Source organism: uncultured Tateyamaria sp. (assembly GCF_947503385.1).
Lineage (GTDB): Bacteria > Pseudomonadota > Alphaproteobacteria > Rhodobacterales > Rhodobacteraceae > Tateyamaria.
Genome location: NZ_CANNDO010000001.1, coordinates 1,150,964 through 1,177,043 on the forward strand (window position 1 = coordinate 1,150,964; position 26,080 = coordinate 1,177,043).

35 protein-coding genes are annotated in these 26,080 nt (G+C 62.2%); 15 read left to right on the top strand and 20 right to left on the bottom strand.

Annotated features, from left to right (window positions below; genetic code table 11):
• The first annotated feature begins 2 nt into the window (after positions 1–2).
• Together Q1A85_RS05640 and Q1A85_RS05645 are read left to right on the top strand one after the other, a co-directional pair.
• Positions 3–878: a cupin domain-containing protein gene (locus Q1A85_RS05640; protein ID WP_299686252.1), complete on the top strand. Its 876-nt coding sequence runs from the start codon at positions 3–5 to the stop codon at positions 876–878.
• Positions 879–882: 4 nt separating this feature from the next.
• Positions 883–2,097, top strand: a complete 1,215-nt coding sequence (locus Q1A85_RS05645; protein WP_299686255.1) for an MFS transporter — start codon at positions 883–885, stop codon at positions 2,095–2,097.
• Here Q1A85_RS05645 and Q1A85_RS05650 read toward each other — a convergent pair.
• The 3 genes from Q1A85_RS05650 to Q1A85_RS05660 are packed head-to-tail and all read right to left on the bottom strand — an operon-like array spanning position 2,094 to position 3,495.
• On the bottom strand, positions 2,094–2,855 hold the full coding sequence (locus tag Q1A85_RS05650; RefSeq protein WP_299686257.1) for a hypothetical protein: 762 nt from the start codon (positions 2,853–2,855) through the stop codon (positions 2,094–2,096). The genes Q1A85_RS05645 and Q1A85_RS05650 overlap by 4 nt on opposite strands.
• A gap of 3 nt (positions 2,856–2,858) precedes the next feature.
• Entirely contained in the window at positions 2,859–3,365 is a 507-nt protein-coding gene (rimM, locus tag Q1A85_RS05655; protein WP_299686259.1) for a ribosome maturation factor RimM, read from the bottom strand.
• Positions 3,358–3,495, bottom strand: coding sequence for a hypothetical protein (locus Q1A85_RS05660; protein ID WP_299686261.1), 138 nt, complete (start codon positions 3,493–3,495; stop codon positions 3,358–3,360). The genes rimM and Q1A85_RS05660 overlap by 8 nt, the downstream gene beginning before the upstream one ends.
• Positions 3,496–3,769: 274 nt before the next feature.
• Here Q1A85_RS05660 and Q1A85_RS05665 point away from each other — a divergent pair, with 274 nt between their 5' ends.
• The gene (locus tag Q1A85_RS05665; protein ID WP_299686263.1) at positions 3,770–4,231 is read left to right on the top strand and encodes a GNAT family N-acetyltransferase; all 462 of its coding nucleotides are present in this window, start codon (positions 3,770–3,772) and stop codon (positions 4,229–4,231) included.
• Positions 4,232–4,305: 74 nt separating this feature from the next.
• Here the strand turns inward: Q1A85_RS05665 and rpsP are convergent, their stop codons facing one another.
• From rpsP to Q1A85_RS05720, 11 genes are all read right to left on the bottom strand, one after another.
• Complete coding sequence (gene rpsP / locus Q1A85_RS05670; protein WP_299686265.1) at positions 4,306–4,713, bottom strand: 30S ribosomal protein S16; 408 nt, start codon at positions 4,711–4,713, stop codon at positions 4,306–4,308.
• A gap of 48 nt (positions 4,714–4,761) precedes the next feature.
• Positions 4,762–5,058, bottom strand: a complete 297-nt coding sequence (locus Q1A85_RS05675; protein ID WP_299686267.1) for a chorismate mutase — start codon at positions 5,056–5,058, stop codon at positions 4,762–4,764.
• Between the two features lie 96 nt (positions 5,059–5,154).
• Positions 5,155–5,757 carry a GNAT family N-acetyltransferase gene (locus tag Q1A85_RS05680; RefSeq protein WP_299686356.1) on the bottom strand — a complete coding sequence of 201 codons (603 nt, stop codon included), beginning with the start codon at positions 5,755–5,757 and terminating at the stop codon, positions 5,155–5,157.
• 238 nt (positions 5,758–5,995) lie between these two features.
• Positions 5,996–6,523 carry a GNAT family N-acetyltransferase gene (locus Q1A85_RS05685; RefSeq protein ID WP_299686269.1) on the bottom strand — a complete coding sequence of 176 codons (528 nt, stop codon included), beginning with the start codon at positions 6,521–6,523 and terminating at the stop codon, positions 5,996–5,998.
• Positions 6,520–6,681: a hypothetical protein gene (locus Q1A85_RS05690; protein ID WP_299686271.1), complete on the bottom strand. Its 162-nt coding sequence runs from the start codon at positions 6,679–6,681 to the stop codon at positions 6,520–6,522. Before Q1A85_RS05690 ends, Q1A85_RS05685 begins: the two co-directional genes overlap by 4 nt.
• Positions 6,678–7,199 (bottom strand): GNAT family N-acetyltransferase, encoded by a 522-nt coding sequence (locus tag Q1A85_RS05695; RefSeq protein ID WP_299686273.1) that lies wholly within the window; start codon positions 7,197–7,199, stop codon positions 6,678–6,680. The genes Q1A85_RS05690 and Q1A85_RS05695 overlap by 4 nt, the downstream gene beginning before the upstream one ends.
• Entirely contained in the window at positions 7,196–7,714 is a 519-nt protein-coding gene (locus Q1A85_RS05700; protein ID WP_299686275.1) for a GNAT family N-acetyltransferase, read from the bottom strand. Before Q1A85_RS05700 ends, Q1A85_RS05695 begins: the two co-directional genes overlap by 4 nt.
• Positions 7,711–8,043 carry an NIPSNAP family protein gene (locus Q1A85_RS05705; RefSeq protein WP_299686277.1) on the bottom strand — a complete coding sequence of 111 codons (333 nt, stop codon included), beginning with the start codon at positions 8,041–8,043 and terminating at the stop codon, positions 7,711–7,713. The genes Q1A85_RS05700 and Q1A85_RS05705 overlap by 4 nt, the downstream gene beginning before the upstream one ends.
• Positions 8,040–9,536: a signal recognition particle protein gene (ffh, locus tag Q1A85_RS05710; RefSeq protein WP_299686279.1), complete on the bottom strand. Its 1,497-nt coding sequence runs from the start codon at positions 9,534–9,536 to the stop codon at positions 8,040–8,042. The genes Q1A85_RS05705 and ffh overlap by 4 nt, the downstream gene beginning before the upstream one ends.
• Positions 9,537–9,752: 216 nt before the next feature.
• Positions 9,753–12,890: an efflux RND transporter permease subunit gene (locus Q1A85_RS05715; RefSeq protein WP_299686281.1), complete on the bottom strand. Its 3,138-nt coding sequence runs from the start codon at positions 12,888–12,890 to the stop codon at positions 9,753–9,755.
• Positions 12,891–12,902: 12 nt separating this feature from the next.
• A complete protein-coding gene (locus Q1A85_RS05720) occupies positions 12,903–13,985 on the bottom strand; it encodes an efflux RND transporter periplasmic adaptor subunit (RefSeq protein ID WP_299686282.1) in 1,083 nt (360 codons plus the stop codon).
• A gap of 138 nt (positions 13,986–14,123) precedes the next feature.
• Here Q1A85_RS05720 and Q1A85_RS05725 point away from each other — a divergent pair, with 138 nt between their 5' ends.
• Positions 14,124–14,729: a TetR/AcrR family transcriptional regulator gene (locus Q1A85_RS05725; RefSeq protein ID WP_299686284.1), complete on the top strand. Its 606-nt coding sequence runs from the start codon at positions 14,124–14,126 to the stop codon at positions 14,727–14,729.
• On the opposite strand, the gene Q1A85_RS05730 is transcribed toward Q1A85_RS05725, so the two are convergent.
• From Q1A85_RS05730 to Q1A85_RS05740, 3 genes are all read right to left on the bottom strand, one after another.
• A complete protein-coding gene (locus Q1A85_RS05730; protein WP_299686286.1) occupies positions 14,726–15,232 on the bottom strand; it encodes a hypothetical protein in 507 nt (168 codons plus the stop codon). The genes Q1A85_RS05725 and Q1A85_RS05730 overlap by 4 nt on opposite strands.
• Complete coding sequence (locus tag Q1A85_RS05735) at positions 15,229–15,699, bottom strand: hypothetical protein (RefSeq protein ID WP_299686288.1); 471 nt, start codon at positions 15,697–15,699, stop codon at positions 15,229–15,231. The genes Q1A85_RS05730 and Q1A85_RS05735 overlap by 4 nt, the downstream gene beginning before the upstream one ends.
• Positions 15,700–15,811: 112 nt before the next feature.
• Complete coding sequence (locus tag Q1A85_RS05740) at positions 15,812–16,384, bottom strand: NAD(P)H-dependent oxidoreductase (RefSeq protein ID WP_299686290.1); 573 nt, start codon at positions 16,382–16,384, stop codon at positions 15,812–15,814.
• Positions 16,385–16,507: 123 nt separating this feature from the next.
• Here Q1A85_RS05740 and Q1A85_RS05745 point away from each other — a divergent pair, with 123 nt between their 5' ends.
• Positions 16,508–17,392, top strand: a complete 885-nt coding sequence (locus Q1A85_RS05745; RefSeq protein ID WP_299686292.1) for a LysR family transcriptional regulator — start codon at positions 16,508–16,510, stop codon at positions 17,390–17,392.
• Positions 17,389–18,267, top strand: a complete 879-nt coding sequence (locus tag Q1A85_RS05750; protein WP_299686294.1) for a DMT family transporter — start codon at positions 17,389–17,391, stop codon at positions 18,265–18,267. The genes Q1A85_RS05745 and Q1A85_RS05750 overlap by 4 nt, the downstream gene beginning before the upstream one ends.
• 64 nt (positions 18,268–18,331) lie before the next feature.
• Here the strand turns inward: Q1A85_RS05750 and Q1A85_RS05755 are convergent, their stop codons facing one another.
• Positions 18,332–18,661 (bottom strand): metalloregulator ArsR/SmtB family transcription factor, encoded by a 330-nt coding sequence (locus Q1A85_RS05755; protein WP_299686296.1) that lies wholly within the window; start codon positions 18,659–18,661, stop codon positions 18,332–18,334.
• Positions 18,662–18,687: 26 nt separating this feature from the next.
• Entirely contained in the window at positions 18,688–18,897 is a 210-nt protein-coding gene (locus tag Q1A85_RS05760) for a hypothetical protein (RefSeq protein ID WP_299686298.1), read from the bottom strand.
• Positions 18,898–19,002: 105 nt separating this feature from the next.
• Here Q1A85_RS05760 and Q1A85_RS05765 point away from each other — a divergent pair, with 105 nt between their 5' ends.
• The 6 genes from Q1A85_RS05765 (at position 19,003) to Q1A85_RS05790 (ending at position 22,919) form a co-directional block, all read left to right on the top strand.
• A complete protein-coding gene (locus tag Q1A85_RS05765; protein ID WP_299686300.1) occupies positions 19,003–19,884 on the top strand; it encodes a LysR family transcriptional regulator in 882 nt (293 codons plus the stop codon).
• Positions 19,885–20,311: 427 nt separating this feature from the next.
• Positions 20,312–20,653 (top strand): AtpZ/AtpI family protein, encoded by a 342-nt coding sequence (locus Q1A85_RS05770; RefSeq protein WP_299686302.1) that lies wholly within the window; start codon positions 20,312–20,314, stop codon positions 20,651–20,653.
• Positions 20,654–20,666: 13 nt separating this feature from the next.
• On the top strand, positions 20,667–21,416 hold the full coding sequence (locus tag Q1A85_RS05775; protein WP_299686304.1) for a F0F1 ATP synthase subunit A: 750 nt from the start codon (positions 20,667–20,669) through the stop codon (positions 21,414–21,416).
• A 56-nt stretch (positions 21,417–21,472) separates the two neighbouring features.
• Complete coding sequence (locus Q1A85_RS05780; RefSeq protein ID WP_015496525.1) at positions 21,473–21,697, top strand: F0F1 ATP synthase subunit C; 225 nt, start codon at positions 21,473–21,475, stop codon at positions 21,695–21,697.
• Between the two features lie 114 nt (positions 21,698–21,811).
• Positions 21,812–22,339 (top strand): F0F1 ATP synthase subunit B', encoded by a 528-nt coding sequence (locus Q1A85_RS05785; protein WP_299686306.1) that lies wholly within the window; start codon positions 21,812–21,814, stop codon positions 22,337–22,339.
• A gap of 4 nt (positions 22,340–22,343) precedes the next feature.
• Positions 22,344–22,919, top strand: coding sequence for a F0F1 ATP synthase subunit B (locus tag Q1A85_RS05790; RefSeq protein ID WP_299686308.1), 576 nt, complete (start codon positions 22,344–22,346; stop codon positions 22,917–22,919).
• A 68-nt stretch (positions 22,920–22,987) separates the two neighbouring features.
• On the opposite strand, the gene Q1A85_RS05795 is transcribed toward Q1A85_RS05790, so the two are convergent.
• Entirely contained in the window at positions 22,988–24,352 is a 1,365-nt protein-coding gene (locus tag Q1A85_RS05795) for a cytochrome P450 (RefSeq protein WP_299686310.1), read from the bottom strand.
• Positions 24,353–24,463: 111 nt separating this feature from the next.
• On the opposite strand from Q1A85_RS05795, the gene Q1A85_RS05800 reads away from it, so the two are divergent.
• From Q1A85_RS05800 to Q1A85_RS05810, 3 genes are all read left to right on the top strand, one after another.
• Positions 24,464–25,060, top strand: a complete 597-nt coding sequence (locus tag Q1A85_RS05800) for a hypothetical protein (RefSeq protein WP_299686312.1) — start codon at positions 24,464–24,466, stop codon at positions 25,058–25,060.
• Between the two features lie 61 nt (positions 25,061–25,121).
• Positions 25,122–25,625, top strand: coding sequence for a hypothetical protein (locus Q1A85_RS05805; RefSeq protein WP_299686313.1), 504 nt, complete (start codon positions 25,122–25,124; stop codon positions 25,623–25,625).
• 84 nt (positions 25,626–25,709) lie between these two features.
• Positions 25,710–26,080 (top strand): GTP-binding protein (locus Q1A85_RS05810; protein ID WP_299686315.1); only part of this gene is annotated, 371 nt, incomplete at its 3' end.

The following is a 26,080-nucleotide window of genomic DNA, read 5'->3' on the forward strand; positions in this document are numbered from 1 at the left end:
CCATGAACATTCGGACCGTCGCACTCGGGCTCGCTATCGCGGCGCTCGGAACGACCGCTATTGCCTTTGAACTGAGCGATGTAAAAACCCGCGTTCTGAACGGGCTGGAGGGACCTTCGGGGGCCAACAATATCTCGAACGTTGCGATCGCCAATGCGCCCCTGGCCGACGAAGGGCTGGGCCAGATTGCAGGCTACAACCTGCGCACCCGGTCATGGACCATTTCGGGCGATATGGGGATCGTGCCGATCCACAGCCACGCAGACCGCCCTGCCATCGTATTTACCCTGACGGGTGAGATTTACGAATATCGCAGTGACGCGGACGACCGCTTGCTGCACAGCGCAGGCGGTCTGAGCCTCGAAGAAGGCGATGTGACCCACTGGTGGCTGAACGAGGGGCCCGAAGATGTGCGTCTGATCGCCTTTGACGTGTTCAAGGCGCGCGGCACACCGGAGGTGGCCAAAACGCCGATCCCGCAAACCTTTGACCAGCCAGCGCAAAAGGGTGCGGTTCTGGAATTGCTGGGTGTCGTCGACATTGAGGCGCATTATGGTGGCGAAAAGGGCGATGGCCTCGCCCTTTCCACGTACCGCGCCGTGATCGAACCGGGCGGTGTCCTGCCCAGCTTTGTTGCGGCGGGCGAGCCGTTGCAGGTCTGGGTCTGGAAGGGTGCCGTGTCCGAGCATCGGTCAGACGCCGATGCGCCGGTTACACTGGCCGCAGAAAACGGCGCGCATCTGGGCGGTGGCGCGCAGGCCTATTGGGAGAACACAGGTAAAGTTCCTGCCGAATTGTTCTTTGGCGTTGTAGAACCTCTGAGTGAGACCGAAGGCGTGACGCAGGTCGGTGTTCTGGCGCATCACAGCGGAGACTAGGCCCATGTCCACCGCAGCGCAGATGACCGGAATGGCCCGGGAACTGGCCGAAAAATCGCCCGAGGATCGCCAAATGGTGATCCGCCGGTCAAGCATGATCGCGCTGATTGCATTCCTGACTCTGATCGATTTGTTTGGCTCGCAGGCACTGCTGCCCACATTGGTCGAAACCTACGGCGTGACGCCTGCGGCGATGGGGTTTGCCGTGAATGCCTCGACCATTGGAATGGCCTTTGCCAGCCTCGTCGTTGCCATCTTCGCGCGCAAGATCGACCGCAAACGCGGCATATGGATGTGTCTTGCGCTGCTCTGTATTCCCACGATCCTGCTGGCGCATACGGATGATCTGACAACCTTTACGCTGTTACGGGTGGCGCAGGGCGTATGCATGTCGGCGGCATTCACGCTCACACTGACTTACCTGAGCGAAGAATGTTCCATCACGGCTGTGGGGGGGGCCATGGCGGCCTATATTACGGGCAACGTCGCCTCGAACCTCTTTGGCCGTTTGCTCGCATCGGAACTGGCGGGCAATCTGGGGCTTGCAGAAAGCTTTTATGGCTTTGCCGCGTTGAACCTTGCCGGAGCCGTGGCGGCGTATCTCTACATCGGGGCGCGGGACAGTCATGGGCGGCAGCCCAAGGACGCAGGGTCCGTCATCGAAGCATGGAAGGATCACCTGACCAATCCGCGCCTTGTGGCGATGGTGGGCATCGGGTTCATCTTGCTCTTCGTTTTTGTGGCGACATTTACCTATGCCAATTTCATCCTGAGCGAAGCCCCCTTTGCCCTGCCGCAGACGATGATCGGATTGGTGTACTTTGTGTTTGCCCCGGCGATCCTGACCACGCCGCTTGCTGCGGCATCGGTCAAACGGTTCGGCGCGCGGGTCAGCTTTCACGGGTCGATTGCCGTGTCCCTGCTGGGTTTGCTGCTGCTTTTGACGCACAGCCTTGTGCCTTTTCTCGCGGGTCTGGCGATGGTCGGGGCGGGGCTGTTTTTCGCTCAATCCGTGGCCACTGGGTACGTGGGCCGCACAGCGACCCATGATCACGCCGCCGCCAACGGCCTATACCTTGCCAGCTATTACCTTGGCGGCATTGCCGGGGCATTTGTCATCGGACAGGTGTTTTCGATGGCCGGGTGGGGCGCTGCGGTCTGGGCGTTGGTGGCGCTGACCGGGCTCGCCGGGCTGCTGTCGCTCAAGATGCAGCGCTAGGTCAGCCGGGATTTCCGCTCGCGCAGTTCGGTGTCGGTCAAGGTCGACTGGTTCAGCGCCAGAAGGGCGTCCCGCTGCCTGCGCGACAGCCCCCGGTTTGCCCGTGCAACCGGGGTAAGGGTGGCGCGCTGATCGGCAGGCACACCAGCACAGGCCAGCAATGCGTCTGCGGGACCAAGCCGGGCACCGCCGGTATCCTCAAGCGCAAAATGGCGCACATTCACATCCGGCAGCGCGCCCTGCACCTGCGCCACGATACCCGTCAGATCCGCCGACCCCGCATAGACGAGCGCATAATGATCCGCTGCAATGGTGATGCGCGTCGCACGCAGGTGCTGTGCATAGCAACTGGCCAGCCATGGGCCCGCATCACGTGTGGTGTAGGCAAAACTGACCTCAACCCCCGGCAGCGCTGCGTCCCATGCCTCTGTCATGGCGGCGGCAAGGGCGGGGGCCGCGTCATAGGCTTTCAGATTGTGCCGCCCCGGCATGTGACCGCTGAGATCCTCGGAACTGAGCAGGATCGTATCGCGGCGCATCGTCTCTGCGAGCAGGGCGGCCTCATATTGGACAAAGCCCAGGTCGACGGCATCCCGGCTGACCGAATAGGCGCGCGCCGCTTCGCACAGGCCAATCATGTGCGGACGCAGGATGATCTGCATGTCCGGCAGGGCGTTGCGGTTGCGCTTGAGCAGTCGCTGGATCGACGTCGTGCCGGTCTTGTGAAAGCCCGCATGGACGATCAACCGGCGCGGCATTGGTCAGAAAAGGCCTTCGGGCGGATCGGCCACGATGCGTTTCGCGGCAAGGTCCACCGTGGGCACCGCCGCTTGGGTAAAGGGCAGCAAAACCGTCGCAGTCGCACCGGGCGCGTGGATTTCGAGCAGGTCACTGGCCCCGTGGTTCTGGACTGATTTAACCCGACCCAGTGGCGCGCCACCGGTGTCAAACACCTCAAGCCCCACAAGGTCGGTGTAGTAATATTCGTCATCCGGCAGATTGGGCAACTGGTCGCGCTTGGCGTACAGCTGAGTGCCTTTGAGCGCATCCGCCTCTTCCTTGGTCGCGACGTCGGCAATGCGTCCGGCAAACCCGTTCTTGATAGGTCGTACGATGGCAAGGGCAAAGCTGCGGCTACCGTCTTCGGTCGTGAGCGGGGCATAGTTTTCGATATCTTCAGGGACGGCGCAGAACGATTTGATCCGCACCTCGCCCTGCACGCCATAGGCCCCGCCGATGGAGCCGACGCAGATCCGGTCGTCACTCATTCCAGCACACTCCGTCGCGCAGGGTCCCACCCGCATCCGCGCACAGGGTGGCTGCGTTCGAGCGTTCAAAAAACAGCCCCAACACAAAGGCGAGGGGCAGCAGGATGGCAAGGCGGATCAAACCGAACATGGGCCCCTCTTGGCGCGTAACAGGTTTGGGCATTTGCGCCACAACCGGACGGATTGTCCAGTCTGTGCTTGCCCCAAACCGGGTACGGCCCCAAGATCGAGATCTGCGCCATGGTGCGCAGTATGGAGATTTTATGTCGGTGTAAGCGCGGGCTTTGCCCATGCGATCATGTGGAAGGCGCAGAGGCCATTGGGTGGCCCTTGTTGTCGCGCGTGATCGAAACCGCCCCCTTTGGGGCACATCCAACAGACTGAAAGAAATAGAAAGGATGGCTATGCCAGACCCTTTTGACACGCGCGCGCCGCGCGTATCTGACATTACGGCCCTCGCTGAAATTGCTGATGCAACCCTGTTCCCCGGAGAGATGATGGACGGCATGATCGCCCCCGCGCTCGACGGTTCAGGGAACGACATCTGGCGGGTGGTAACCGGCGATGACGTGCCTTTGGGCTTTGCCTTTGCACAAGCTGAGGCGATGACCGAACGGACATGGAACCTGCGGGCAATTGCGGTTGCACCTGATGTGCAGGGCACAGGGGCCGGAACTGCGCTGCTTGCCGCGATGGAGGCGGCCTTGTGTGATGCACGGCTGATCGTGATCGACACCACGCAGCGCCCCGAACAGGCCCGTGCGCGACAGTTTTACGTGGCGCGCGGATACACGCAGGTGGCTGTGATCCCGGCATTTTTCGGTCCGGGCGAGGACAAAGTGACCTTTGTCAAAGCGCTCGGCTGATCCGTGATCACAAAAGGAAAGCGCCCGCCCGGAAAGATCGGGGCGGGCGCGTTTTTCTTGAGTGTGTCAGAGATTTACTCTGTTGCCGCTTCTTCTGCAGGAGCGTCTTCGGCGGGGGCCTCTTCGGCAGGGGCTTCGGCGGCTTCCGCTGCTTTGGCGGCCTTCTCCTCGGCGCGGTCCTTGGCTTTTTGACCGGGCTCACCTTTTTTCAGGTTGGCGCGCTCTTTCTTGGCCAGCACACCGGCAGCTTCGAGCATCCGCGCGATCCGGTCCGTGGGTTGTGCGCCTTGGTCGAGCCAGTATTGCACACGCTCCATGTTCATCTTGACGCGCTCTTCGCTGTCTTTGGGCAGGAGCGGGTTATACGTACCCAGTTTCTCGATGTAGCGGCCATCGCGGGGCATCCGGCTGTCTGCGGCAACAACGCGATAAAAGGGGCGTTTCTTGGAGCCGCCACGGGCGAGGCGAATTTTCATAGCCATTTTGGTTTTTCCTTTGTTTTCAGTTTTGTATCCGGGCAGTTGCCCATGTCAGGATTGATGTTTGCGGTGGTGTTGGATCACCTCCGCGATGATGAAGTTCAGGAACTTCTTGGCAAATTCCGGGTCCAGATCGGCCCGGTTTGCCAAATCTTCGAGCCGTGCGATCTGGGCCGCCTCGCGGGCCGGATCAGAGGGCGGAAGGTCGTGCGTGGCCTTGAGTTTCCCCACGGCCTGCGTGTGTTTGAACCGCTCGCCCAGCGTGTAAACGAGGATCGCGTCGAGGCGGTCGATGCTTTCGCGATGCTCTTTCAGCAGGTCAGCGGCACGGGTTGTGGCGTCGGTCATGTGCGTGCTCCGGTGGTGCAAAACGGCTGTGCGCCACCGGTGCGCAGGATGTGCGCGCGGCGTACAGGGCGACGGTGCAAGAGGGGCTGGGCAGTATTAGTCAAGAGCCCATCCTTTCGGTTTGAACATTGGGTCGGCGTAGTGGCTGATTTCCATCTCGATCCCGTGGGCCAGTTGGCTGTCCTTGAGGGCCGCCGGTGCGGGATGCCGGTAGACGGCGTCGGAGCCATCGATGGTGGGAGCGGTGTGATCCTTGACCGCGCCCAACCGTTCGGCCAGCCGGATGCTGTCGAGATTTTTGGGGTCGATGTAACTGACGGCGCCATCCCACCCATGGGCGTAATAGTGGCTGCGCACGGCGTGCGTCGCCTCAAGCGCATAGCCCTTGCCCGCCTTATCCGGCCAAATGATCCACGCGATTTCGCGTTCCGGCCACTTGGCGGGCTGCCAGCCACCGGCCATGCCGTAGGTTTCGCCGGTGTTCCGGTCGTGAATCATCCACATGCCGAAGCCGCGAATTTCCCAGTGGCCGATTTCGGCGGCATATAGCATCCACGCCTCGTACGCGTTGAGCGGCCCACCCATGAAGCGGGAGCGGAAGGAGGCGAACGTCGCCTTGAAGTCGGGATAATCCTCAGCCGTTGGGCCACGCAGGATCAGGCGGCGGGTGCCGATTTCCGGGATGTCGCGGTGTCCCATGATCAGACCTGTCCAGTCCGGCGGCAGCATACGGGTGCGTCGGTTTCGCCGGGCAAAGCGTGCCGCTTGGATGTGTGCCAAAGGGTCACCGCACCTCTTTGGGCCAGACGTGATCCGGCGGACGCGCTGACGCGCGACGACATATTGGCGGCATTGGCGGCGTGAGCCCGCTGCACCGGAGCATGGGCCCGTGGCGGAACGGCCCTCCGGGGGGGATATTTGAGGGACAGAGACGGGGTCACGTCAGCGCCTCCGGACCGGGATGCCGCCAGATTTGCATAGCGCCGTAGCGTTCATGGGTGAAGTCGCCATCATATGTCGCGCCCAAGCGTTTGGCGACGCCGCGCGAGGCGTCGTTGCCATTGGCGATGAGGCTGATGGCCGTGGTCCATCCGAGGGCCGTGTACGCATGATGACGCGCGGCGATGGCCGCCTCGGTGGCGTAGCCCTTGCCAGTTGCGCCGTCGAAGAGGTCCCAGCCCAGTTCTTGTTCCGGGAAGCCTTCGGGGTGCCAAAGGCCCACGGTGCCCACTGGTGTCCGGGTGTCGTTTTCGATCACGGTCCAGCGGCCAAAGCCGCGCAGGATCCAGTGGCCCGCCTCTTGAGCAAGGTTGCGCCATGCCAATTCACGGGTTTGCGGACCGCCCACGAAAGACGAGCGGGCAGAAGCGTAGAACCCTGCCAGTGCGTCGAAATCGCTGAGCTGTGGCGCGCGAAGCGTCAGGCGTTCGGTCTGGAGCGTGGGCGCGGAGAACTGGACGGTCATTGCGGGCATCCCCCTGCGTGGTGATAGGCGGTGTGCGCATGGCCAAACCGCCATTTTGCGCGGTCCGATTGCAGCAGGGCGCAGGACGCCTGCGCATCGGGGGAGGTGTGCGGGTGCAGGTGGGTGGCAGTGCCGATTATGTTGACGACGATGGTCATGGGTGCGGGTGCCTGTAGATGACCACCGGGTAAGTGGTGTCGGGCTTGGGCGCTGCATCATCGCGGATACCACCGACGCGTTCGGCCAGAGCGATAGAGGCGGCGTTGTTCGGGTCGATGTAGCTGACTGCGGTGTCCCAGCCCAGCGTGTCATAGGCGTGGGTGATGCAGGCGCGGACCGCCTCACTGGCAATTCCGCGCCCTTCGTCCGCGGCGTTGAACAGGACATAACCGACCTCACGTTCGGCCCAGCCATGGGGGAACCAATGGCCGAACATGCCAATGATGTCGTCGCTGTCGTGGCGTGTGGCTGCGAACATGCCGAAGCCACGCAGCGCCCAGTGTCCCATATTGGTCGCGAGGTGGCGCCATGCGGCCTTGGCCGTCATTGGCCCGCCGGTAAAGGCGGCACGGTCAGACTGGAAATACGCAACGAAGGCCTCGGCGTCCGACGGCTGAAAGCCGCGCAGGCGCAGGCGGTCCGTCGTCAGGGTGGGCGTGCCGGAGAGGGTGATCATGCGGGTCTCCGATGGCGGTAGACAGCGGTTTCTGCTGCCGTTTCACCGGCAGGTAGCGGCGCCGTTGCGTCATGGCGCGCGCCCAGCCGTTCGGCCAGCGTGATGGAACGCTCATTGTCCGGATGGATGTAGCTGACCAACGTGTCAGCGCGGTCCTGCGCCCACCACCAGTTCAGCGCGGCGGTCGCGGCCTCGCTGGCGTAGCCGTGGCCCTCAAACGGTTCGAGCAGGGTCCAGCCCAGCTCCGGTTCCGGAAAGTGGTGGGGTTCGTTGATGCCGATTTGCCCCATAAAGGCGCCGTCATCGTTGCGGACCAATCCCCACGACCCGATCCCCTTGAGCGACCAACTGCCCACTTCGGCTGCAATCCAGTACCACATTTTTTTGGCAGGCACCGGGCCGCCCATGTAACGGGCGCGGTCGGTCGCAAAAAGATCGTAGAGCGGCTGGAAATCGGCCATCTCGTGGGCGCGCAGGGTCAGGCGCGCGGTGGTTATGGTGGGGGCCTGCGTCATAGGCCAAGTGCCGTCGGGCTGGCACCGTCGAGCACCGGGCGGGTGAAGGTGCGGTCAAAGCTGAGAATGCAGCCGGTGTCTTGGGCATGGGCATAGGCGCGTTGGCATTCGGTGTCCTGCGCCATCTCGGTGCGGTAGGTCTCGTAGGCGGCGAGCGAGGGAAAGGAGAACATCGCCCATGCCTTGTTGTTGGCCCCTTCGGCGGGCAGGAAATAGCCGTGATGCGTTCCGCCCATGCGGTTCACGAGGTGAATCCACGCGCGGGCGTAGACCTCGAAGGCATCGACCTTGGCCGGGTCGATCACATATGTGATGAGCGCCGTGATCATTTCTTTTTCCCAAAGCCGGAAAGGCCGGGGGGCAGGCCCATGCCACCGCCCAGACCCGGCAGGCCGCCCGGCATCTTGCCACCCATCTGCTTGGCCGCCGCTTCAAGCTGTTTGGGGTCGACACCGTCCATACCGGGCATCCCGCCCTTGCCCATCATGGCTTGCATCGCTTTTTTCATCATACCGCCTTTGCCTTTGCCCAACTTCTTCATCATGTCGGACATCTGGCGGTGCATCTTGAGCAGTTTGTTGAGGTCGCTGACCTCCATACCGGACCCGCGCGCGATGCGTTTTTTGCGGGAGGCTTGCAGGACCTGAGGCGCGGCGCGTTCCTTCTTGGTCATGGACTGGATCATGGCGATCTGTTGCTTGAGCACCTTGTCGTCAAAGCCTGCGTCGGCGACCTGTTTCGACAGTTTTCCCATGCCGGGCATCATGCCCATCATGCCTTCCATGCCGCCCATCTTGATCATCTGTTCCAGCTGCATTTTCAGGTCATTCATGTTGAACTGACCCTTGGCCATGCGCTTCATCATGCGCTCGGCCTGTTCGGCTTCGATGGTTTCCTGTGCCTTTTCAACGAGGCTGACGATGTCGCCCATGCCAAGGATGCGGCCCGCGATGCGGTCGGGTTCGAAGGTTTCGAGCGCGTCCATTTTCTCGCCCAGACCCACGAACTTGATGGGCTTGCCGGTGACGGCGCGCATCGACAAAGCGGCACCGCCGCGTCCGTCGCCGTCCATCCGGGTCAGGACCACGCCCGAGATCCCGATGCGGTCGTCAAAGTTCTGCGCGGTGTTTACCGCATCCTGACCAGTCAGGCCGTCGACCACGAGGATCGTCTCGCGCGGGGTTGTGACATCGCGCACCGCCTCGACCTGCGCCATCAACTCTTCGTCGATGGACAGGCGACCGGCGGTGTCGAGCATATAGACGTCATAGCCGCCCATGCTGGCTTGGGTCTTGGCGCGTTTGGCGATGGCGACGGGGTCCTCGCCCTTGACGATGGGCAGGGTGTCGACGCCGATCTGGGTGCCGAGGATCGCCAACTGTTCCATCGCTGCGGGGCGGTTCACGTCGAGGGATGCCATGAGGACGCGCTTGCCGTCCTTTTCCGTCAGGCGCTTGGCCAGCTTGGCGGTGGTTGTGGTCTTACCGCCGCCCTGTAGTCCGACCATCAGGATGGGCGCGGGCGGGCTGTCGATTTTCAGCGCACCGGGTTCACCTTCACCGGTCAGTGTGTCGACCAGTGCGTCATGCACGATCTTGACCACCTGCTGGCCGGGGGTGACCGACTTGGTCACGGCTTGCCCGGTGGCGGCCTCTTGGACGCGCTTGATGAAATCACGCGCCACGGGCAGGGATACGTCGGCCTCAAGCAGCGCCACGCGCACCTCGCGCAGGGCGGTTTTGACGTCGTCCTCGCTCAGCGCGCCTTGCTTGGTCAGGCGGTCGAAGACGCCGGACAGGCGTTCGGAGAGATTTTCAAACATGGGCGATCCCTTTCGACCGTTGACGTTTGCCCGCAAGGTAAGCACGGGCGGCTCAGAACCCAATGGCCCAAACGGCAAGCGCCCCCGTGGGCGCAACGCGCTGACGGAGGGCGATCCCGGGTATGACCCATGGGACCGGAAGGTTTCACACTTCCGGATGTTGCGTGCCGATTAGGCTCTGGCCCGCGCAGAGTCAAGCAGGCTGGCCCCTTGCGGTCATTCTGCCGCGAGTTGCAGCACGCCTTTGTGTGCGTCTGTTTCGGGTTTCGGTGCTTTTTCCGCCATGTCGGGTTCGGACAGCGGCACACGTCGTGCCACCAGCGCAAAGACCGGCGGGGTAAAGAAGAACGACACCACCGTCGACAGCAGCACGCCGCCTGCGATGGCCACGGCAAAAGGCGGCCAGAACGCGCCTCCGTCCAAGATCAGGGGGAGGAAGCCGCCAAAAGTCGTCACGGTGGTCGATATGATGTGACGTGCGCTGTCGTTCACGACGCGGGCCATGGCGCGGCGGTCGCCGCTGGCGGCCTCCGGGTCTGCTTGAAGACCGGTCAGGATGATGATGGCCGCATTGATCGACACGCCAATGGAGCCGATAACGCCGATAATGGCCACAATGCCAAAAGGATACTGCATAATCGCCAGCGACAGGATCGAGAGGCCCGCAGCCAGCACACACACCACCAACGCCACTGCCGTCAGGCGGAATGAATTGAAGGTCAGCGCGATAGACGCAATGGTCAGCGTCACGATCAGCCCGACAGAGGCCATGAGATTGCCCACAGTATCGGCCCGCGCGTCGCTGTCACCGCCAAGTTTCAGCGCATAGCCTTGGGGCAGTTCAAATCCCTGGTCATCCAGTGTGGCCAAAACGTCCTGAAGCGCCTCTTCGGGCAGGACATTGGGCACAAGGAAGGCTTGGATTGCGTTTTCCCGCTGGCCGTTGCGACGGGTGATGACGCTTTCGGCAGGCTCCAGAACGGGCGTTGCCAGTTCGCTGAGCGGCACAGCGGGAAAATCGCCGGTGGCCGAAATCGTGGCCGCCCCCGGCACAAGGATCGGCATATCTGAAATCGCGGTGAGGTCGGCGCGCAAACCGTCGCCCATGCGCACCCGAACCGGTAGCTGTTCAGTCCCCTCGACAAGCGAGCCGCCGGTGACGCCGGTCAGGGCGGCATCAAGCTGGGCCGCCACATCCGTGACGTTCAGGCCCAGCAGGCGCGCTTTGGTCTCGTCAATCTCGTAGCGGATCTGCGGAGCGCCGCCGTTCACGCCCGAGCGGACAGAAGTGACAAGGTCAAGGTTTGCCACCGCCGCACGGACCGTGTCGCCAAGGCTTCGCAGCACGTCGAGGTCTTGGCCCACGATGCGCAGCTCGACCGGGGCGGCGACAGGCGGGCCTTGGACGATGCCACGTACGACCACCTGCGCCTCGGGGAAGGCTGCGCCGAAATCCTCTTGCAGCGTGGCCACGAGGCGGGCGGCGTCCGCTTCTGTCTCGGTCGTGATCATGGCTTGTGCAAAGGCCGGTTCGCGCGACCGGCCACCGGTGATATTGTAGTAAAAGGCGGGTCCCGATTTGCCGATGGTCCAGTAGACCGAATTCACGCCAGCGTCGGCGCGCAGGATCGCATCCATGGCCAGTGCCGTGTCACGTGTCGTGCCGATGCCGGTGCCAGGGGGCATGTCGACCTCGAGATAGAATTGGTCGCGATCCACGCCCGGAAAGAACTGTGCCGTGAGTGTGGGAAAGCTGGCAAAGCCCAGAACAGGGAGGATGAGCGAGATCGCGATGGCCTTCACCGGGTTGGTGACGGCGAGGTAAATGAGCCCTTCGAAAGCGCGGCCCATCAGGCCGGTTTTCTTGGGCGCGCTGCGGGCGGGCAGGACCCGCGCCGCAAGGGCCGGAGTAACCGTCAGCGCAACGGCAAAGGACCAGCACAGCATCAGCACCACCGCAATGGCGATAGAGCCGACAAAGTCGCCCGCCGGGCCGGGCAGCAGGATCATCGGCGTAAAGGCCAGCGCCGTGGTGACGGTGGAGGCCAGCAGGGGCGCGGCCAGCCTGCGCACCGCGTCCCCCGCCGAGGCCTCGCGCGACATGCCTCTGGCAAGCCGCTTGCGCACCTCGTCCACCATCACGATTGCCGCATCGACCAAAAGGCCCAAGGCGACGATCAGACCGGTGACCGACATCTGGTGCAGGGGGAGACCCATGAAATTCATTGTGGCGAGCGTGGCCAGCGACACGACCGGCAGCACAAGTGCAACGATCAGTGCCGCCCGGACCCCGAGGGTCAGGAACAGCACAGCAACCACCAGACTGACGCCAATGGCCATGTTGGTGGCCACGTCCTGCAATCGGTCCACGGTATAGCCCGATTGATCGAACAACATCTCTTCGGCGATGCCCAGCGGGACAGCGTCGGCACCTATCGCCAACTCGTCGCGCACAAAGCCCATCCAGCGGTCGATCTGCACGCCGTCCTGCGCCAGCACACCGATCAGCACGGCAGGGCGGCCATCTGCGATGGCCAATTCTTGGGCCGGGGTACGGGCACCGCGGGTAATCGTGGCGATGTCGGACAGGGTGACGGTGGCCCCTTGGGGGTTTTCGCGCAGCACCACATCGCGCAGCCGCGACAGGTTCTCGATCTCGCCCGAGATGGTGATTGAAAGATCAGCAGTGCCTTGCAATCGGCCCGACTGCACCTTGCCATCCGCCGCTTGGATCAGACGCGAGATGTCGGCGGCGGTGAGGCCAAGGGCGGCGGCCTGCGTGGGATCGATGCTGACCAAAACCTCTTCTTCCGGCACGCCGAACCGTTCAACAGCACGGGTGGCCGGGATGTTGCGCAGCCGGTCTGACAGCGCTTCGGCATGGCGGTTCAACAGGGCGATCGGCACGCCTTCATGGTCGGCAGCCACCGCGATTACGGCGGAATAGGCCGAGATGCCTTCGGCATTGAAGTCAGGCGCCAACACACCTGCAGGAAAATCCGTCCGCGCGCTTTCCACGGCGTCACGGGCCTGCGCCCAAACCTGCTCGATGGTCTCTTCGTCAAGGGTTTCCAGCAGCTCGACCGATACGACGGACACGCCTGTGCGTGACACGGACGTCACCTCGGCCACTTCTTCGATCTCGCGCAGCTCTTCTTCGATTTCGGCTGTCACCAGCGCCTCGACCCGCGCGGGGTCGGCACCGGGAAATTGCGTGGTGACGGTGGCAAAGAGGTTGGTGATTGTCGGGTCTTCCTGACGGCCCAGCGACAGGAAAGACGACAGGCCCGCCGAGATCAGTACCAGAAGGATAAGCGCAACAAGACGGGGCTGGCGGAAGGTGAGCGTTTCCATCGGTGTGGCCCTTTACAGCGTTTCGGCGATCTGGACGGTCTGTCCAAGCGTGACGCGCTGTGGTCCTTCCTCGATCATGCGGGTGCCGGGCGGGAAAGACCCCTGCACATATGCTTTGTCAGAGGTTGCGTGGATGACCAGTACGCTCGCCCGCCGCACGACATTTTCGGCATCGACGACAAGGAGGGTCCACTGACCCTTGTCGCCTTCCTTGAGGCTGCGCAAGGGCACCCATGTGCCCCTTTCGGACACAGTGCTGGTCAATTCGAGCCGGGCGGTCTGTCCAAGTGCAAGCGGCGTGTCCGCCTCGATATCAAAGAGCGCGGTGCGGGTCCGTGTCACAGGATCAACGTCAGGTCGGAACGAGGCAAGAGAGGCCGCATAAGAGGTGCCGTTCACGCGGATGCGCGCTGTAGCGAGGGACCCTTCATCAATGCTCAGCGGCAGGCCCACGCGGATCTGCGGCACGCCGGTTTCGACCACTTCGACCAGCACCTGACCGGCGCCGACGGCCTCGCCCCCGTCCAGCACGCGGCGCGTGATGCGCCCGTCAAAGGGGGCAAACAACTGCGCCTTTTGCAGCTGGATGTCGATAGAAGTCAGGGCGGCGTCAATCTCGCTGATGCGGGCGTTCAGTTCGTCGCGGGTGGCCATGGACTGATCCAGCCGTTCTTGGCTGGCAAAGCCGCGGTCGCGCAGCGCTTCGCTGCGTTCGACGGTTTGCAGGGCAAAGGCCAGTTGCGCTTCGACTGCTTTGCGCGCGGCTTGTTGGCGGGTGCGGTCGGCGCGCAGCAGGTCGATGTCCTGCCGCGCAATCAACTGGCCCTGTTGCACGGTGTCGCCTTCGTCCACCAGCACAGCATCAAGACGCCCGGCCAGTTCAAAGGACAGCGCCACGGTCTTGCGCGGCTCGACCTGTCCGACAAAGCTGCGCGGCACGGAATACCCTTGTTCCTCGGCCAACATGCGCACACTCACTGCGATCAGCGGCGCCGGGTCTGGCGGCGGCGCGTCAGCTGCGCGCGCGGCCAGCAGGCTAGATCCGGTCTGCACGGCGTACCCCGCGCCCGCAATCACAGCGGCAGTGGTGGTCAAAATGAAAACAAACCGGACGGCGCGTCGGAAAATGGAAGGGCGAGGCATGATGACACCTGTCAAAGTTAGCGTCTCTTACATATGTAAGTGGCTCTAACTTTGACAAGGGAAAAAAGTGCGGTAAGCCGGGCAGCAGACATGGCCAAGACAGTGAAATCAGAAAAAACCACCTATCACCACGGTGACCTGCGCGCCGCGTTGGTCGAGGCGACGCGGCAATTGATCGAAGAAAAGGGCATCGACCATTTTTCCGTCTCTGATGCGTGCCGACGTGCAGGTGTGTCGACAGCGGCGCCCTACAAACACTTCAAAAACAAGGGCGAAATGATCAATGCGGTCATGCTGGAAAGCATGGACCGGCACAAACACGAGATGTTGGCCGCAGTGCAGCCATACCCCGAAGGATCGCTGGACCGTATCCGTGCGTTGGGGCGGAACTATGTCGGATTCGCTCAGCGGGAGCCGGGCATCTTTCTGTTGCGCTTTGGGCAGAACCCGGACCCGCATTTGCCCGAAGTCGAGGATTTGGGGCAGGACACCTACGACATTGTGCAGCATGAGGTGGCCAAGATACTTGGCGAACCGGGCGTGACGGACAAAGTCAAACAGCGGTCGTTCATGCTGTGGAGTTTCGTGCACGGGCTGTCGATGCTGACGATGAACCCCGAACTGGCGGAAAAGGGCGGCAACCTTGATGTCGAGGAATTGCTGAACGAGATCGGCTGGCGCGTCCTGCGCGATTAAGCGTCTTTGCCCTTTCCGATCCAGCGATTGATGGCATTCACCGCGTTGCGGGGACCTGTCCCGTTTGTGCTGACATTGGTCAGCGGGTGTTCGCCCGCGCTCATGCCTCCGGACAGGACAATCACGGCTTTTGACATGGGATCACCGTCGCGGGACTGCGATGTTTTCAGCACGGCGTGATCGAGATGGGCTAGGTCGTGTACCACTTCGGTGTAACCGCGCATGTCGCGGGTGCGGAACGTAATGGTGCCTGTCGCGCGGTCAAAGATGACTTGGGTGCGCCGGATGAAAAGGCGCATCGCGATGGTGCACATCACGATGGCCACGATGGGGATCAATGCGCCCATGAACACAAACAGCATCACGCCCTGCGCAAACCCAATGCTGACAAACAACAAGCCCATGCCGCTGGAGGCTATGATCATCACGACCAGGACCAAACTCATCAGCCACGGTTTGCGTTCAAAGATCAGTTGTGAGTCGGTTTCGCGTTTGATTTTCATGACGCCTCTTGTCGGCGCGCGGTGCGCAGCCAGTCGTTGATGGTCTCTGTTGCACGCGCGGTGGCGGCACTGGTGGAAAACGCTTCGACCAGTGGGTAAGGCGGAGTGCGGTCGTGGAAAGTCAGCGTCGGCCGGGTGGTGTCGGACAGTTCTTCGATCTCGGCGCGGCGCACGATGTGCAGGGGATGGACGGCGCAGCGATAGGCAAAAAGCGTGCGCCGCTGCAAGGTGACAGTGCCTGCTATGCCGTCAAAAATCGCCTGATCGCGTTTCACCGCCAACGCAAAAATGCTCAACGGGATGGCTGCACCGACCAGCACGGTCAGCAGCCCCGCCAGTTGACCTGCAAAGAGCAGCGCCAAACCGGCAGAGGCGCACGCAATGATGCAGATGATCAGCGCCGCCCCGGTGAGCCAGGGCGCATGGGCCAGGATCAACTGGCCGGGCAGATTGCGCACGATCGTCATAGCACCAGCGTAACGGGAGGGGCCGGGTGCCGTCCAGCGGGGCCGGAGGCGGCTGCGCGAAGCCCCCCGGTGTCTGGAACCGGGGGGCATAGTCTTTGAGCCGTCGGAAAGATCAGGCGGCGAGGCGGTCGATGGCCGTGTGTGCCGCGGCAATGGCAGACGCGCCATTGGCCACAACTTGGTCCGCGGCGACGAGTTCGACATCCGTAATGCCGACAAAACCCAGCACCTGCCGCATATAAGCGGTGGCAAAATCCACATCGCTGCCCACTGGCACGCCGCCGGTCGACACGGCAAGGATCGCACGTTTGCCGTTCAACAGTCCGACGGGGCCATTCTCGGTATAGCGGAACGTGACACCGGCCCGCGCGATCAGGTCGATCCACGCCTTGAGGGCTGCCGGAACCCCAAAGTTATACAGCGGAAGGCCGATGACGATTGTGTCAGCCGCTTTGAGTTCTTCGACCAGTCTATCGGAAAGTGCCAGCAGGTCGCGCTGGACATCATCGCGTTCGTCAGCGGGGGTGAAGTTTGCGCCAACCCAGGCTTCGGTGATCTGGGGCAGAGCGTCTTTGAGATCGCGGCGGATGACGTCGCCGCCCAGCTTGGCCACGATCCGTGCCGTGAGATCGCGTGTAACGGAGCCTGCGACGCGGGCGGAACTGTCGATGTGAAGAATGGTCATGGTGTCGGGTCCTTGGGAATGCGGAAATTATCTTGGCTGTGGTGAGATATTTGAGACTTGCGTTTTCGAACGCAACGCCGGTAAATCAACAGTATCTGTTTGTTGGCGCACAGAGGGACGCACATGGACAACTGGGATGAGATCAAGACGGCCTACCAAGTGGCCCGCATGGGCACGGTCAGCGGCGCAGCGGATGTGTTGGGCGTGCACCACGCTACGGTGATCCGCCATATCGATGCACTGGAGACCCGGTTGGGGGTAAAGCTGTTTCAGCGACACGCACGGGGCTACACCCCAACCGAGGCGGGCGATGACCTGTTCCGCGTGGCACAGGCCACGGACGACCAGTTCAGCCAGTTGGCGGGCCGCATCAAGGGCCGCGGCAACGAAGTGTCCGGAGAATTGGTTGTCACATCGCTGGTCAACCTTGCGCCGCGCATGGCGCCGGTGCTGACTGATTTTCAACTGGAGCACCCGGACGTGATTGTCCGCTATCTGACGGGCGAGCGCCTGTTCCGGCTGGAATATGGCGAGGCGCATGTGGCGATCCGTGCAGGCAACGCGCCAGACCAGCCGGATAATGTGGTCCAGCCATTTGTGCGCCAGTCTGTCGGACTGTATGCGACGCGGGGCTATGTCGAGCGGTACGGCCAGCCCGGTGACATCCACAAAGACCTGAGCGGTCACCGGTTCATCTGCAATGACGACGAGGACAATCGCGCACCCTTCAATCGCTGGCTGCGGGCGCACGCGCCCGAGGACGCGATCACCTTCCGCTCGACGGACGTGCGCGCGCTGGAACAGGCGGTTCTGGCAGGTGCGGGCATCGGCTTTCTGCCGGTGATGGAGGCGCGGGCGAACGACGATCTGGTCGAAATCCTGACCCCGCAGGAGGATTGGTCATCGCCACTGTGGCTTGTGACACATGTGGATTTGCACCGTACAAACAAGGTGCAGGCCTTTCTGAGCTTCCTCAAGGAACGGTCCAAGAGCTGGCACGTTCTGTGACGCCGTCGCTGCAAGGCCATGCCGCGATGCTGCTGTTCTCGGCGTTGGTTGCGGGGTCGTTTTCGCTGGGCGCACAGGCCGCGAATGAGATTGCACCGGCCGCCTTAAACGCGGCACGGTTCTGGTTGGCGGCGTGCATCATCGGCGCGGTGGTGGTTGCAACAGGCGGTGCGCCGCGTGCCGCCCTGCGCGCGCCGTGGCGCTATGCGGTGCTGGGCGTGCTGTTCGGCATCTATTTTTATCTGATGTTCGAGGGGCTCAAAACCGCGCCGCCTGTGAGCGCAGCGGCTGTGTTCACCTTGACGCCTGTGATGGCGGGGGCGTTTGGCTGGGTGCTGCTGCGGCAGGTGACGACGCCGCGCATGGCGCTGGCGCTGTCCATCGGGGCGGCAGGGGCCCTTTGGGTGATCTTTCGGGCGGACTGGTCAGCCCTGATGGCATTTGAGGTGGGGCGGGGCGAGGTGATCTATTTCTTTGGCTGTGTGAGCCACGCCATTTACACGCCGATGGTGCGCAAGCTGAACCGGGGCGAAAGCCCGTTGGTGTTCACCTTGGGGGTGTTGCTGGCTGGGGCGGTGTTTCTGACCGTGTTCGGCTGGCACGATCTGCTGGCCACGCCGTGGGTGGCCCTGCCGGGCATCGTCTGGGTGACACTGATCTACATCGCCATATTTGCATCGGCCTCGACCTTTGTGCTGTTGCAGTTTGCGACGCTGCGGCTGCCATCGGCCAAGGTGATGGCCTACACCTACCTTACACCCAGTTGGGTGATCCTGTGGGAAGTGGCGATGGGCAACGGGGTGCCCGGGGCGTTGATCTGGATCGGGGTTGGGCTGACCGTACTGGCCCTTGCGCTGCTGTTGCGCGAAGAGTGAGGTCGGCGGGTGCTCTGTTTTGCCCCTATGCGGGTCAAAAGGCGCCCACCCACCGACCCGGGGTCTACGGGTCGGGCGGCAATTCAGCGGCAAGGAAACGTTCGAAAGCGTCGAGGTTGACCGGCTCAAACTGACCGAAGCCCTGCATCCACACGGACGCGGCCTTGAGCGCATCGGGGTCCAGTTTGCACCACTTTACGCGACCACGCTTTTCTTGCTGGATCAGCCCGGCGCGGGTCAGGATCGTCAGGTGCTTTGAGATTGCGGCCAATGACATGTCGAACGGTTCGGCGACATCCGTTACGGCCATGTCATCCTCAAGCAACATGGTCAGGATCGCCCGACGGGTTGGATCAGCAAGCGCTTGGAATGTTGTGTCGAGTGGATCGGCCATGCCAGCGTCATAGCAGGGCCGCCGCGTCAGAGGAACGGGTGACGGCTGTCGCGGGACGGCCAATGGTGGGACATCAGTTCCTGTTCATGCGGCGTCAGGCCTATGTCGCGCGCGATATGCGGCGTCATCGGCGGCAATGCGGACCCTTTGATTGATTTGGGCTTGTGCCGCTGCTGCCAGATTTTGGCACAAGTGGAGAGGGCGCGCAGGAGCGCGTTGTGACGGGTGAGAAGCATGGTGGGCCTCGTTTGTTGAGGTGCTGCCCGATTTTGATGCAAAACTGCGCTTGTCACAAACAGAGTTGTTTGACATCACTTGTGCAATTTATGCACAAGTGCACCATGTCCCGCACGTTGCCCCCACTCAACGCGTTGCGCGCCTTTGAGGCGGCTGCCCGCTATGAGAGCTTTAGTCGGGCCGCAGAAGAACTGGGGGTGAGCCATTCTGCGATCAGTCGTCACGTGCGCGGCCTTGAGGCGCGGTTGGGCGTGCATCTGTTCCGCGATGCGTCACGCGGCGTGGCGCTGACCGCGGAAGGCGCGCATTATCTGGCGCGCATCACTCCGGCTTTTGACGTGATTGGCGAGGCGACAGAGGGCTTGGCCGATGCGCCAGCAGGCCGTGTGGTTGTCAACAGTGAGCCAGTGTTTGCCGCCAAGATCGTGGTGCCGTTGATGGCAAAGTTTCAGCGCGATCTTCCGGATGTAGAGTTGCGCCTTGTCGGGTCGAACGACCTGGCCGATCTGGATCGGTACGAGGCGGATCTTGCGATCCGCTATGCAAAGACGGGACGGCTGAACGAGCCTTCGGATTTGCTGAGCGACGCGCCGATCTATCCGTTTGCGGCGCCGGGTTACCTCAGGGATGATGTTTTGCGCCCGGAGCACTTGACAGAAGTGCCACTGTTGCGGGATCGGGGCCCAAACATCTGGATAGATTGGACGGCCCATGCGGGCTTTGACGTGGACGTGCCGGACCCGCCTTGGCGGATGCGGGCGGCCTTGGCGTTGGAGATGGCGGTGCACGGGGCCGGCGTCTACCTTGGTGCATCGGACGTCACGCATCTGGACGAGACTGCGGGTCGGCTGGTGCGGGTGTCGGATGTGGGCTTTCGGCAGGGGTCGTTTCATTTGCTGACCAGCGGGCAGGCCGGACGACGCAAGGCTGTGCGGTCCGTGCGGGCATGGTTGCTGGACCACACGACGGCGTTGCGCAGTGGGTGAGCGTCAAATCGATATGCTATTGTGCCGCCTGTTCAGCCGGGCAAGACGGGCGGAACAGGAATTGCAATCGCGCTACGTGAGGATCGGGACACTGGCATGTTTGCGGGTCCGCTTGTGTCGGCCTGTGCCGGGACGGTGATGGCGCATTGGCGCAGCTGGCTGCCACTTGTCGCGAAGCACCAACAGCGCCCAATGCCTCCGGCTTGCGCGCCTTGCGCGACAATCGTCAACCAAATGGTTGAATATGGCCTTTTGGCCGTTGCGACCGAATGGGCCGGGTGCGACCGGTTGTCCTGCTTGCGTCCTGTTCGAAAAAACGTTGCAAAATGAGTGGCTTATCGCGCGGTACACGAGTGTTGCCCGCGCGTTGACTCATCCGGACGCACGGCATATCCCAACCGCAAGCCAAAACGTGGGACAGAGGTGCGTGACCGACCCGGAAGACAGCGACAGATTGCAGGCCCTTCAGGCCCGCATTGACGCTGCAAAAGAGGTCCACGCCCCGAAACCCCGCACACCGGATCCTCACTCTCAGGCGCAACTGGCCTGGCGTATGGTGATTGAGCTGGTGGCCGGTCTGGGGATTGGGTTTGGGGTCGGGTACGGGTTGGATGCGCTGTTTGGCACCTCTCCGTTTCTGATGATCATATTTATCTTTCTGGGCTTCGCGGCCGGCATCAAAACGATGATGCGCAGCGCGCAAGAGGTTCAGAGAGAACGGGAAGCGGCAGACGCCGCAGAGGATCGCGACCCGAACGGGTCGCCGTGACGGAGAGAGCCGGATGGCAGATGATGCAAAAGCAGGCGGTGGCCTAAGCTTTAAGCCCATGGACCAGTTCGAGGTCAAATCGCTGTTTGGCGGTGAGATCGGGACGTTCACGCTGACCAATGTGACCTTCTGGCTGGTCATGGCCGTGCTGGCGGTCATCGCATTGATGGTTCTGACTACCTCCAAGCGCGCTGTTGTGCCGGGCCGGGGTCAATCCATCGCTGAACTGCTGTATGGCTTTGTTTACAAGATGGTCGAGGATGTGACGGGCAAAGACGGGATTAAATATTTTCCCTACATCATGACGCTGTTCATGTTCATCCTTTGCGCCAACTTCCTCGGCCTCATCCCGATGTCGTTCACCACAACCTCGCATATTGCTGTGACCGCGATACTGGGCTTTGGCGTGTTTATCGCCGTCACGGTATTGGGTTTCGTCAAGAATGGTGCGTCTTTCCTGAGCTTGTTCTGGGTGTCGAGTGCGCCACTGGCGTTGCGTCCGATTCTGGCCATTATCGAGATCATTTCGTATTTCGTGCGTCCGGTCAGCCACTCCATTCGTCTGGCGGGCAACATGATGGCGGGCCACGCGGTTCTCAAAGTGTTCGCAGGATTTGCGCAAGTGGCAGCCATTGCGCCCTTGGCGATCATCGGTGTGATGGCGATCTACGGGCTTGAAGTGCTGGTGTCGGCCATCCAGGCCTACGTCTTCACGATCCTCACATGCGTGTACCTCAAGGACGCATTGCACCCGCATCACTAACAAAAGCCGGGCTGAAGCCCGGCCTACGTAAACTTCCAATCGTAAGGAGAATTCTCATGGAAGGTGAACTCGCACATATCGGCGCAGGCCTCGCAGCAATCGGTTCCGGCGCAGCCGCAATCGGTGTGGGCCACGTGGCTGGCAACTTTCTTGCCGGCGCATTGCGCAACCCATCAGCCGCAGCCGGCCAGACCGCGACACTGTTCATCGGCATCGCCTTTGCAGAAGCGCTGGGGATCTTCTCGTTCCTCGTCGCTCTGCTGCTGATGTTCGCCGTCTAAGTCACTTCTGAGACGCATTCCTTACGGTCGGGCGGCGTGATACGGTCACGCTGCCCGGTGTAACGGCTCGCATTTCGACCCTGGCTCTAGGGTCCACTCAGGGGAACGACCGACATGGCAACCGAAACAACATCCGCAGCCGAGGCCGCAGGCCCCGGTATGCCACAGCTGGACGTCACGACCTTCGGCAACCAGATTTTCTGGCTGCTCATCGCTTTGGTCGTGATCTATTTCGTGCTGTCGCGCGTGGCGCTGCCCCGCATCGCGGGCATCCTAGCCGAACGGCAGGGAACCATCACAAACGACCTCGCCGCCGCTGAAGATCTCAAGGCGCGGGCGTCCGAGGCCGAAGCCGCCTATGACAAGGCGCTGGCGGATGCGCGGGCCGAAGCCCAGAGGATCGCGGGCGAGACGCGGGCCGCCATTCAGGGCGATCTGGATGCCGCCATCGCCAAAGCCGATGCAGAGATTTCCGCCAAGGCGGCCGAAAGCGAAAAAGCAATTGGCGACATTCGCGCAGGCGCGCAGGAGGCAATCAAGGAAGTGGCTGCTGACGCTGCCAAGGATATTGTTGCCCTGATGGGTGGCAAAGCGGACGCGCGCAGCATCACCGCTGCCGTCAACGCACGGATGAAAGGTTAAGATCATGCGGTATCTCACCCTCGCATCCGCCACAGTGCTGATGTCCAGCCCGGCATTCGCCGCGTCCAAGAACCCGTTTTCTGCGGAATTCTGGAAGCTCAGCAACACGGACTTTATCGTCCTTGTCGCCTTTATCCTGTTCATTGGTGTGCTGTTCTACTTCAAAGTGCCCGGCATGATCACCAAGATGCTGGATGACCGCGCAGCGGGCATTCAGGCTGACATTGACGAAGCGCGGTCGCTGCGCGAAGAGGCGCAGACATTGCTCGCCTCATACGAACGCAAGCAGCAGGACGTTCAGGCACAGGCCGACAAGATCGTCGCGCAGGCCAAGGTTGACGCCGAAGCAGCAGCAGATCAGGCCCGCGAAGAGTTGAAGGTGTCAATCGCGCGCCGGTTGGCTGCTGCCGAAGACCAGATCGCCTCTGCCGAGGCCGGTGCGGTCAAAGAGGTGCGGGACACGGCGGCTGTTGTGGCTGTCCAGGCTGCCAAAGACGTAATCGCCAAGCAGATGACCGCAGACAGCGGCAATCAACTGATCGATGACGCCATCGCGCAGGTTGACGCCAAGCTGCACTGAGCGCGTTTGAAAACCTTATCTGCAACGGCCTCGCCTGATCGGCGGGGCCGTTTGCATTTACGCCCATTTCACTGCGCGGCTTCGGCGGTCAGCCACACCCCGCCTTCGGGCCGCAGGGTCAAGATCATCACTGGGTCGGGCGCATGTCCGGGCACCGTGTGGAACCGCAATCGGCTGAGCAGGGTGGCGAGGATCAGCACTGCTTCTTGCAGGGCAAAGCTGGCACCGATGCAGATGCGCGGCCCGTCGCCAAAAGGCAGGTAGGCAAAGCGGCGGATCGCCCTGCGATCCAAAAACCGGTCTGGATCGAACGCATCGGGATTGTCCCACAACAGATGCGAACGGTGCAGCGCATAGATCGGGATCATCACAGTATCGCCTTTGCGAATGTCCACGTCGCCCAAAACATCCTGTGCCATGGCCGTGCGCGACACCAGCCCGGCAGGCGGGTAAAGGCGCAGCGCCTCATCAAGGATCGCGCGGATATAGGGCAGTTTGGGCAGGTCGCTCGCTGCGGCGGTTCGGCCTTGCAGAACGCCTTGCGCTTCGGCGCGGGCGCGGTCCTGCACATTGGTGTCGAACGCCACAAGATACATGGCCCATGCCAGAGACAGCGCCGTGGTTTCATGGCCTGCCACGATAAAGGTCAAAAGGTTGTCGCGCAGTTCGGACGTGGTCATAAATTGACCGGTGTCGGGGTCCTCTCCGGCCATGAGCAGGTCCAGAAGGTCGGGCGTGGTGCGAGGCCCCTCACGCCGCCGCGCCTCAATGGCGCGGTCTGCCAGCGCGCGGGTCTTTACTATGGTTTGCCGCGCAAAAGCCCGCCCCGGACGGGGCACCCAAGCGGGTGCACCCATGATGTCGAAAAAGGAGATGCGGGCCGCCTCGGTGAGATAATCCTCAATGGCGTCATGGATGGCTGCGCGGTCAATCAGCTCCTTGCCTGAAAATGTCACCTCTCCGATCACATCAAAGGTCGTTGTGACCATCTCGTCCAGCATATTGACTGGCCCTTGCGCGGCGCCGATCCGATCTGCACACCGTCCCGCAGCCTCCGACATGACAGGCCCAAGCGCCGTGACGTTGCGGTGACTGAACGCGGGCGCTGCGGTGCGCCGCTGCCAGCGCCAGTCGGCCCCTTCGGCCACGAACAGCGACTCGCCGATGGCGGGCCGCAACAAGGTTTTGGTCACCACAGACTTGGGATAAATGTCCAACCGGTCCCGCAGCATGAGGCCGATCAGATCGGGGTCCATCACCATATGCCAGCGCTTGCCGGTTTGGCCGGACAGGATCGGCAGGCGTGTGGCGGCTTCTGGCACAATGGCCAGCACATTCTGACGCACCGCGCGCAGGCTTTGCCAGATACCCAGCGGTTTGGTGCCAAGGGCAACGCGTACGGGTGTGCGGGGCGCAATTGGGGCCGTGGGCATAGGTGCCTCCTGATCATGGGCATTTTGGCCTGCTTGCCCTGCGGTGGCAATTGCACGGCGCCTTACGCTAGTCTATCCGTCGACAAGGACAAACGGGATGTAGGGTATACGATGACGCGATTGCTTGCCGCCATGATGATGGTGCTGACGCTAGGAGCCTGTGCCGGCAACGCAGATCTGGATCAACCACCGGTCCCGCTTGGTGATTTCAGTCTGACGCACAACATTGTCGTAGCCCCCAATGCGCAGCGCGGCCCGTTCAGTCGGCCCGCCACGGACGAAGATTTGATCGAGACCGTGCGCAACGCAATTGCTGAACGGTTTGATCGCTATGACGGGGCAAGCCGCTATCATTTCGGTATATCGGTCGAAGGCTATGTGCTTGCTGTGCCGGGCGTGCCGCTGGTGGTGTCTCCGAAATCGGCGTTGATCCTGAACCTTACCGTCTGGGACGACGCAGCAGGCAAGAAACTCAACGAAGAACCGAAACAGATCACAGTGCTTGAGACGTTCGGCACGGGCACGATTATCGGATCGGGTTACACCCTGTCCGCCGAAGAACAGCTTCTGCAACTGAGCCAGAACGCCGCCAAATCGGTCGAACGCTACCTTGTGCGGCAGATGAAGGAAGAGGGCTGGTTTATGCCGGATCCCGCCGCTGTGGCGGCAGACGCTGAGGATCCGGCAGCTGATGCCAGCGCGGGATAATCGCGATGTTGATCGCGGGTGGCTGCGCGCGTTTGCAACTGGGTGCGCTGCCCTCGTTCTGATGTGTGTGTTGGGGGCGTGCGATGCACCAGTGGCGGACAGCCCCGAGGCGCAGGCACCAATTGCTGCCAATACCGTACGTGTAGACGTTTCTGGTTTTGCCGCCGTTGAGGGGCGTACCGTTGCCCTGTCGCCCGCGCGGGTTGGACAGGACATCGCTCAGGCGCTTGCGCAACAATTGAGGCAGACCGCGGATGGTGCTGTGATAGCCGACATCACGTTGGACCTGACCAGCGTCCGGTTGACGTCGCGCGGCGCGGCCTTTGCCTTTGGCGGTCCCAGCCGGATTGCAGGTATCCTGACTGCGCATGACGCCCGCACGGGTGCGGTGATGTTCGGCCCCACGCCGGTGGTGGGCACCTCGGAAACGCTGCGGCTGCCCGGGGTAATCGGCGTGGCCACCAGCCCCTCGCCAACGGACGATTATCGTCAGACGGTGCTGGGTTTTGCCGTCGCGGTACAGCGCCTGCTCAATGCCCGCTCTGTCCCTGCCATCGACGCTTGATTTTCCCCTGCAATGGCAATACATGCCGCGCGGAGTGAATCCGGGCCTCAGCAGGTCCACAACTGAAAAAGGGCGTCTGACAAGATGGCAAAGGAAAAGTTTGAACGTACGAAGCCGCACGTAAACATTGGCACGATTGGTCACGTTGACCACGGCAAGACGACGCTGACGGCGGCGATCACGAAGTATTTCGGTGACTTCCAGGCCTATGACCAGATTGACGGCGCGCCCGAAGAAAAAGCGCGCGGGATCACCATCTCGACCGCGCACGTGGAATACGAGACCGACGCGCGTCACTACGCCCACGTCGACTGCCCCGGCCACGCCGACTACGTCAAGAACATGATCACCGGTGCCGCCCAGATGGACGGCGCGATTCTGGTTGTGAACGCCGCCGACGGCCCGATGCCGCAAACGCGCGAGCACATCCTGCTGGGCCGCCAGGTGGGCATCCC

Bases quoted from the DNA above. Each gene is read 5' to 3' on its own strand.
- Q1A85_RS05800 (WP_299686312.1), top strand. From the start codon at position 24,464: ATGACGCGATTGCTTGCCGCCATGATGATGGTGCTGACGCTAGGAGCC.
- Q1A85_RS05700 (WP_299686275.1), bottom strand. From the start codon at position 7,714: ATGACGCAGGCCCCCACCATAACCACCGCGCGCCTGACCCTGCGCGCC.
- Q1A85_RS05715 (WP_299686281.1), bottom strand. From the start codon at position 12,890: ATGGAAACGCTCACCTTCCGCCAGCCCCGTCTTGTTGCGCTTATCCTT.
- Q1A85_RS05745 (WP_299686292.1), top strand. From the start codon at position 16,508: ATGGACAACTGGGATGAGATCAAGACGGCCTACCAAGTGGCCCGCATG.
- Q1A85_RS05780 (WP_015496525.1), top strand. From the start codon at position 21,473: ATGGAAGGTGAACTCGCACATATCGGCGCAGGCCTCGCAGCAATCGGT.
- Q1A85_RS05765 (WP_299686300.1), top strand. From the start codon at position 19,003: ATGTCCCGCACGTTGCCCCCACTCAACGCGTTGCGCGCCTTTGAGGCG.
- rimM (WP_299686259.1), bottom strand. From the start codon at position 3,365: ATGAGTGACGACCGGATCTGCGTCGGCTCCATCGGCGGGGCCTATGGC.
- Q1A85_RS05755 (WP_299686296.1), bottom strand. From the start codon at position 18,661: ATGGCCGATCCACTCGACACAACATTCCAAGCGCTTGCTGATCCAACC.
- Q1A85_RS05740 (WP_299686290.1), bottom strand. From the start codon at position 16,384: ATGACCATTCTTCACATCGACAGTTCCGCCCGCGTCGCAGGCTCCGTT.
- Q1A85_RS05785 (WP_299686306.1), top strand. From the start codon at position 21,812: ATGGCAACCGAAACAACATCCGCAGCCGAGGCCGCAGGCCCCGGTATG.
- Q1A85_RS05645 (WP_299686255.1), top strand. From the start codon at position 883: ATGTCCACCGCAGCGCAGATGACCGGAATGGCCCGGGAACTGGCCGAA.
- Q1A85_RS05705 (WP_299686277.1), bottom strand. From the start codon at position 8,043: ATGATCACGGCGCTCATCACATATGTGATCGACCCGGCCAAGGTCGAT.
- Q1A85_RS05665 (WP_299686263.1), top strand. From the start codon at position 3,770: ATGCCAGACCCTTTTGACACGCGCGCGCCGCGCGTATCTGACATTACG.
- Q1A85_RS05735 (WP_299686288.1), bottom strand. From the start codon at position 15,699: ATGACGATCGTGCGCAATCTGCCCGGCCAGTTGATCCTGGCCCATGCG.
- Q1A85_RS05760 (WP_299686298.1), bottom strand. From the start codon at position 18,897: ATGCTTCTCACCCGTCACAACGCGCTCCTGCGCGCCCTCTCCACTTGT.
- Q1A85_RS05695 (WP_299686273.1), bottom strand. From the start codon at position 7,199: ATGATCACCCTCTCCGGCACGCCCACCCTGACGACGGACCGCCTGCGC.
- Q1A85_RS05805 (WP_299686313.1), top strand. From the start codon at position 25,122: ATGTGTGTGTTGGGGGCGTGCGATGCACCAGTGGCGGACAGCCCCGAG.
- rpsP (WP_299686265.1), bottom strand. From the start codon at position 4,713: ATGGCTATGAAAATTCGCCTCGCCCGTGGCGGCTCCAAGAAACGCCCC.
- Q1A85_RS05650 (WP_299686257.1), bottom strand. From the start codon at position 2,855: ATGCCGCGCCGGTTGATCGTCCATGCGGGCTTTCACAAGACCGGCACG.
- Q1A85_RS05675 (WP_299686267.1), bottom strand. From the start codon at position 5,058: ATGACCGACGCCACAACCCGTGCCGCTGACCTGCTGAAAGAGCATCGC.
- Q1A85_RS05790 (WP_299686308.1), top strand. From the start codon at position 22,344: ATGCGGTATCTCACCCTCGCATCCGCCACAGTGCTGATGTCCAGCCCG.
- Q1A85_RS05680 (WP_299686356.1), bottom strand. From the start codon at position 5,757: ATGGGACACCGCGACATCCCGGAAATCGGCACCCGCCGCCTGATCCTG.
- Q1A85_RS05795 (WP_299686310.1), bottom strand. From the start codon at position 24,352: ATGCCCACGGCCCCAATTGCGCCCCGCACACCCGTACGCGTTGCCCTT.
- Q1A85_RS05725 (WP_299686284.1), top strand. From the start codon at position 14,124: ATGGCCAAGACAGTGAAATCAGAAAAAACCACCTATCACCACGGTGAC.
- Q1A85_RS05640 (WP_299686252.1), top strand. From the start codon at position 3: ATGAACATTCGGACCGTCGCACTCGGGCTCGCTATCGCGGCGCTCGGA.
- Q1A85_RS05690 (WP_299686271.1), bottom strand. From the start codon at position 6,681: ATGACCATCGTCGTCAACATAATCGGCACTGCCACCCACCTGCACCCG.
- Q1A85_RS05685 (WP_299686269.1), bottom strand. From the start codon at position 6,523: ATGACCGTCCAGTTCTCCGCGCCCACGCTCCAGACCGAACGCCTGACG.
- ffh (WP_299686279.1), bottom strand. From the start codon at position 9,536: ATGTTTGAAAATCTCTCCGAACGCCTGTCCGGCGTCTTCGACCGCCTG.
- Q1A85_RS05730 (WP_299686286.1), bottom strand. From the start codon at position 15,232: ATGAAAATCAAACGCGAAACCGACTCACAACTGATCTTTGAACGCAAA.
- Q1A85_RS05775 (WP_299686304.1), top strand. From the start codon at position 20,667: ATGGCAGATGATGCAAAAGCAGGCGGTGGCCTAAGCTTTAAGCCCATG.
- Q1A85_RS05660 (WP_299686261.1), bottom strand. From the start codon at position 3,495: ATGTTCGGTTTGATCCGCCTTGCCATCCTGCTGCCCCTCGCCTTTGTG.